Below are 5,850 nucleotides of genomic sequence, written 5' to 3' on the forward strand. Positions count from 1 at the left end.
CGGCGGTTCGTGCCCACCGACCTGGGGATCCTCGTGAACGACCTCCTGGTGGCCAACTTCCCCCAGGTCATGGACGTGGGGTTCACGGCCCAGATGGAGGCCGAGCTCGACCACGTCGAGGAGGGGAAGCGCGACTGGCGGGAGCTCCTCAAGAACTTCTACGCCCCCTTCGCCCACAGCCTCGAGCGGGCCCGGGAGCGGATGGAGGACGTCAAGCGCCGGGAGGAGCCCACCGACATCGCCTGCGAGCGGTGCGGAAAGCCCATGGTGATCCGCTGGGGCCGCAACGGGTTCTTCCTGGCCTGCTCCGGGTACCCCGAGTGCCGCAACACGAAGGAGTTCGAGCGCACGGCCGACGGCGGCATCCGGGTGATCGAGGGCGAGCCCACGGGCGAGAGCTGCCCGGAGTGCGGGGCCGACCTGGTGATCCGGAGGGGCCGGTTCGGCCGGTTCGTGTCGTGCACGAAATACCCGAACTGCAAGTACACATCCCCCGTGGGCACCGGGGTGCCCTGCCCCCAGGAGGGGTGCGACGGCGAGCTCGTGGAGAAGCAGAGCAAGCGGGGCCGCACCTTTTACTCCTGCAACCGCTACCCCGCGTGCACCTACGCCCTGTGGGACCGGCCGATCCCCCGGGAGTGCCCCGACTGCGGACACCCGTTCCTGGTGGAGAAGACCGGGAAGGGCGGGGTCACCGTGCGCTGCCCCCGCAAGGGGTGCGGGTACAGGGAGAGCGGGGATTGATCCCGAGGGTTGCCGGAGGTTGGTACTTTCGTTGGGGGTCGTGCTCCGCGACGTAAGGTGCTCGGGGGGGATGGGCGACGAAGGGGACAAAGAGCCAAACCCGGGGCCTGGAGTGTACAAGTAACTTCCCGCTGGGAGGCTAGGAGGCTGGGACGCTGGGACGCTGGGAGGCTAGGACGCTAGGACGCGAAAATCCTTTGGGATTCCAGCGTCAGCGGCTGTCCCAATCCGGGGGACGGCTGCCGTATCAGGGGCCAGAATTCAGAGGACAGGTGTGGAGAACCCCTGTCCTGTGTCGTCTGTCCTCTGGCTCCTGACACGGTCGCCCGTCTCGCGCTCTTCGGTTCCGAGGGCCAGACGATTGCGGCGGCCCACCGTGTAGCAGGGGTAGAAGTGATTGTTCTTGCGAACAGCCCGCCCCGCGGCCTATGGGAGCTTCCCAGCTTCCTAGCCTTCTAGCTTCCCAGCCTCCTAGCTTTCCAGCCTTTCAGCCGGGAGCGTACCCCATGGACACCTATTACGACCCGAAGGATCTGGCCAAGTTTCCCGAGGTGGGCAAGGAGGCCCCGGAGATCACCCAGAAGTTCTTCGAGTACTACCAGGCCGTGTTCGCCGAGGGCGAGCTTACCGAGCGGGAAAAGGCCCTGATCGCCCTGGCCGTGGCCCACGCCGTGCAGTGCCCCTACTGCATCGACGCGTACACCCGCACGTGCCTCGAGAAAGGCGCGACCCCGGGCGAGATGGCCGAGGCCGTGCACGTGGCCGTGGCGATCCGGGGAGGGGCCTCCCTCGTGCACGGCGTGCAGATGCAAAACGTGGTGGAGAAGATCTCCCTGTGAACGGCCCGGAACCCACCCGCCCCGCGGTGGAACCCTTTGCCGCGGCCCTCCGGCGCCACGGGTTGGAGCTCGTGCGGGCCGAGGCCCGCACGTTCCAGGTGAACCTGGGGCGGCTTTGCAACCAGGCCTGCCGCCACTGCCACCTGGAGGCCGGCCCCGACCGAACCGAGGTGATGGGGCCCGAAACCATGGCCGAGGTGGTCCGGTTCGCGGCCCGGTCGGGGTTCGAAACGATCGACGTCACGGGGGGCGCCCCGGAGCTCGTGCCGGGGGTGCTCGGGTTCCTGGAGGCCCTGCGGCCCCACGCGCCGCGGCTTCTGTTCCGCTCCAACCTCACGGCGCTCGAGGAGCGGGGGCCCGGGTTCTGGGAGAGGCTCCGGGACCTGGGGGTGGCGATCGTGACCTCGTTCCCCTCGGTGAGCCGGTCCCAGACCGATAGCCAGCGCGGCCCCGGGGTGTGGGAGCGAAGCCTCGGGATGCTCCGGCGGCTGAACGAGCTCGGGTACGGCGTGGAGGGAACCGGGCTCGAGCTCGATCTCGTGTCGAACCCGGCCGGCGCGTTCCTCCCCCCGGACCAGTGCGCGGCCGAGCGCCGGTTCCGCACCGACCTGGCCCGGCGGTGGGGCGTGTCGTTCACCCACCTGTTCACCTTTGCCAACGTGCCCCTGGGCCGGTTCCGGCGGTGGCTCGAGGCCTCGGGGAACCTTCCGGCCTACCTCGAACGCCTGGCCGGCGCGTTCAACCCGGGCACGGTGGAGGGGCTTATGTGCCGCACCCAGGTCTCGGTGGCCTGGGACGGCACCCTCCACGACTGCGATTTCCACCTGGCCGCCGGCATCCCGCTGGGCGGGAGGCCGGTGCGGGTGTCCGACCTCGACGGCCCTCCGCCCCCGGGCACCCCCGTCGCCACGGCCGACCACTGCTACGCCTGTACGGCCGGGGCCGGGTTCACGTGAGGGGGCGCCATTGCGGCCTAGGTAGGCCGGAATCCTCCCCAGGCGTCCGATCCCCCCTCCGGACCCAACGTCAGAGGGCCCCTTCGCCCCGTTCGCCGGTACGGATCCGCACCGCCTCGTCCACGGTCGAGACGAAGATCTTGCCGTCGCCGATCTTCCCGGTGCGGGCGGCCCTCTCGATGGCCTCCACGGCCGCGGCGGCCAGTTCGTCGGGCACCACCACCTCGATCTTCACCTTCGGCACGAAATCCACGGTGTACTCGGCGCCCCGGTAGTGCTCGGTGTGGCCCTTCTGCCGGCCGAACCCCTTGGCCTCGATGGCGGTCATCCCCTGGATGCCCGCCTCCTTGAGCGCCTCCTTCACGTCGTCGAGCCGGAAGGGCTTGATGATGGCCTCGATCTTTTTCACGGTCAGCTCCTTTCACTGGGAAGGCTGGAGATGGCTTCGTGGACCCGGTCGATCACCTTGCGCCGTTTGTCTTCGCCCTCGATCCGGCCCCCCAGGAGGTCCTGCACGTGGAACACGTCGCGGGCCTGGGGACCCTGGGTGGTGACCAGGGCCTGGGTCACCCGGAGACCCAGGTCGTCGAGGGCCGCGGTCAGATCGGCCAGCAGCCCGGCCCGGTCGCGGCAGACCACCTCGAGGACCGAATGCACGGGGGAGCCGTGGGTGAGGCTCACCCGCGTGGCGACCGGGGTGGCCTCGGCCCGGCGGTCGGGCAGCCGGGGGCGCCGGGGCCCGGGTCGGCCCGCCCCCAGGGCCTGGGCGAGCGCCTGGCGCACCCGCGACACGGGCGGGGGGGGATCGGGGGGGAGACACCGGAACCAGAGGTGCAGGCAGCCGCGGGGCCAGGCGTGCACCTGGAACATCCGCACGTCGAAACCCAGCCGGCTCAGGGCCGAGGATGCGGCCGACAGGGCCCAGGGCGGCGGGTGGGGGATCACGCCCAGCACCTCCACCGGGCCCGTGGCGGGAGTCACCACCTCCCAGAACCCGTCGTCCGACGAGGGAGCCCGGGCGGTCATCCGCACGAGCCGGTGGAGAAGATCGAGGGGGACCTGGAGCAGTTCCGCCCGGGGAACCTCGTGCACGAGGGACCCGGCGTCGGGTCGGCCGATCCGGGCGGCGAGCCGCTTCCGGAGGTCCGCCTCGGAGAGGGGCGGGGCCGCGGGGGTGGCGTGGGCGCGGGCGTGCAGCTCCAGCAGCAGGCCGCGCACCCACGGGGTCCACGTGGCCCCCACCGGGCCCGGATGGGTCGCCGCCAGGTCGGCGTAGGCGAGTACCACCAACGCATCCAGCCGTTCGGGCGTGCCGGCGATCTCCCAGGCCTCGGCGGCCGTGCGCGGATCCTCGGGGTCCTGGCGGAAGGCCAACCGGGGCAGGGCGTGGTGCAGGGCCACGAGCCGGGCCGCCTCCTCGGCCTCCGACGGCGAAAGCCCCAGGGTGAGGCCCAACCGCCGGGCCGCCGCAGCCCCGGCCCGGGCGTGGTCGTCGGGGTCCAGGCATTTTCCGAGGTCGTGGGCCAGGGCCGCCACCCGCACGATCCAGGGGGCCGCGAGCCCCCCGGCCACGCGGGTGAGCCAGGGTTCCCGGTCCTCCAGGGCCCCGAGCCACAGCCGGTCGAACGCCGCCAGGCTCTCCACCCCGTGGGCCCCCACGGTGAACGCATGGCGGGCGTCGTAGGGCACGGCCTCTGCGGCGCGGGCCAGCAAGGGGTCCACGTCGCCCAGGAGCTCCCGGTCCAGGAGGGCCCGAAACCACAGGTGTACCGGCGCCCGCCGGCGCAGACCCTCCCCGAGCGCCCGGAGCAGGGCGGGCCGCCGCACTTCCCCCGGGGAGGCCGCCAGGCGGTCCAGCGCGACCGGGGAGGGAGCCGGCCCGCCCCTTCGGCGGATCGAGAGGGCGGTGCGGGCCTCCTCCGCGCTGCTGAAGCCTGTGGGGGGCTCGGGCCGGCCGGGGGGACGGGGAAACGCCTGGGCCACCTCCTCCCACAGGGCGGCGATGCCGCGGGCCGCACGATGGACCCGGGCCAGCAGTTCCCCGGGCGGGAGGCCCGGGGACACCAACCGGGCCACGGGTTCGTGGTGCTCGAAGGTCAGGTGGTCGGTCTTGCGGCCAGCCGCCGCATGGAGGGCGGCCCGGACCCGGGCGAGGAACCGCGCGCCCTCGAGGGCCCGGGGGCCCGAGGCCAGACGCGGAATCTCCTGTCGGGGGTCGAGCCCGAGGCAGGCGAGTACCCAGGAGGCGGCGTGGGCGTCCCGGAGCCCGCCCCACCCCTCCTTCACGTGGGGTTCCAGCAGGTGCGACACCTCCCCGAACCGGGTCCGGCGGGTCCCCACGTCGGCCACGACGGCCCGGGCCCAGGCCCGGGTGCGGCGGCTGGGGCGGGGGGCCGCGCCCGCGGCCCTCAGGCCGCGGTCCAGGAGGTCGGGGTCCCCGCAGAGGAGCCGGGCGTCCAGGAGGGCGGTTGCCGCCGTGAGGTCTCGACGTGTCACCTCGCGGCAGTCCCGCGGGGTGCGCAACGCGTGGCCCACCTCGAGGCCCAGGTCCCACAGGGGGTAGAGCACGGCCTCCACATCGGGCTTTCCGCGGTGCCGCTCGGTGAGGAACAGCAGATCCACGTCGCTGCGGGGGGCCATGTCGCGCCGGCCGTACCCGCCCAGGGCCACCACGGCCCGGCCGGGGCGGTGCCAGCCCGCGTCCTCGGCCAGCTCCCGGACGATCCGGTCCAGGACATCCGCCAGTCCGGCCGGGTCGATACGCCCTTCGGCCAGGGCCCGCCGGGCCTCGTTCAGTTCGGTCTTCCAGGGGGCCACTCGGCTCACAGGGAGTATCCCACCTCGCCGTGGGTGCTCTGGTCGAGCCCCACGAGCTCGTCCTCGTCGCTCACCCGGAGCCCCACCGCCCTGTCGAGTCCCTTCGCGAGGACCCAACTCACGGCGAAGGCGTAGGCCGCGGCGGCCGCCACTCCGAGCACCTGCACCCCGAACTGGCGCAGATCCCCGGTCAAAAGGCTTCCGGCGCCGACGGTGGAGAAGATGCCCGTGGCCACCGCGCCCCAGGCGCCGCCCACCCCGTGGACGCCGAGTACGTCGAGGGCGTCGTCGTACCCGAACCGCTCCTTCAAACATACGGCCCGAAAGCACAGGATCCCGGCCACGCCACCCACGACGATCGCCCAACCGGGGGTGATGAACCCGGCCCCCGGGGTGATGGCCACGAGCCCGGCCACGAGCCCCGAGGCGGCTCCCAGGGCGCTCGCTTTCCCGAACCGGCCCCGTTCGGCCAGGAGCCACCCGAGCATTCCCGC

Annotated in this window: 6 protein-coding genes; 3 read left to right on the forward strand and 3 right to left on the reverse strand. The window is 72.6% G+C overall.

Features of this window, described 5'->3' with window-relative positions; genetic code table 11:
- The 3 genes from ACY0I8_RS15585 to arsS all read left to right on the forward strand — a co-directional run.
- On the forward strand, positions 1 to 744 hold a 744-nt coding region (locus tag ACY0I8_RS15585), incomplete at its 5' end, for a topoisomerase DNA-binding C4 zinc finger domain-containing protein (protein WP_461395474.1).
- A gap of 506 nt (positions 745 to 1,250) precedes the next feature.
- Positions 1,251 to 1,583 (forward strand): carboxymuconolactone decarboxylase family protein, encoded by a 333-nt coding sequence (locus ACY0I8_RS15590; RefSeq protein ID WP_459941998.1) that lies wholly within the window; start codon positions 1,251 to 1,253, stop codon positions 1,581 to 1,583.
- Positions 1,580 to 2,539 carry an arsenosugar biosynthesis radical SAM (seleno)protein ArsS gene (arsS, locus tag ACY0I8_RS15595; protein WP_461395475.1) on the forward strand — a complete coding sequence of 320 codons (960 nt, stop codon included), beginning with the start codon at positions 1,580 to 1,582 and terminating at the stop codon, positions 2,537 to 2,539. The genes ACY0I8_RS15590 and arsS overlap by 4 nt, the downstream gene beginning before the upstream one ends.
- A 70-nt stretch (positions 2,540 to 2,609) precedes the next feature.
- Here the strand turns inward: arsS and ACY0I8_RS15600 are convergent, their stop codons facing one another.
- From ACY0I8_RS15600 to ACY0I8_RS15610, 3 genes are all read right to left on the reverse strand, one after another.
- On the reverse strand, positions 2,610 to 2,948 hold the full coding sequence (locus tag ACY0I8_RS15600) for a P-II family nitrogen regulator (RefSeq protein WP_459941996.1): 339 nt from the start codon (positions 2,946 to 2,948) through the stop codon (positions 2,610 to 2,612).
- 2 nt (positions 2,949 to 2,950) lie between these two features.
- Positions 2,951 to 5,365 carry a [protein-PII] uridylyltransferase family protein gene (locus ACY0I8_RS15605; RefSeq protein ID WP_461395476.1) on the reverse strand — a complete coding sequence of 805 codons (2,415 nt, stop codon included), beginning with the start codon at positions 5,363 to 5,365 and terminating at the stop codon, positions 2,951 to 2,953.
- On the reverse strand, positions 5,362 to 5,850 hold a 489-nt coding region (locus ACY0I8_RS15610; protein WP_461395477.1), incomplete at its 5' end, for an ammonium transporter. The genes ACY0I8_RS15610 and ACY0I8_RS15605, both read right to left, overlap by 4 nt.

It is taken from the genome of Deferrisoma sp. (assembly GCF_054681715.1).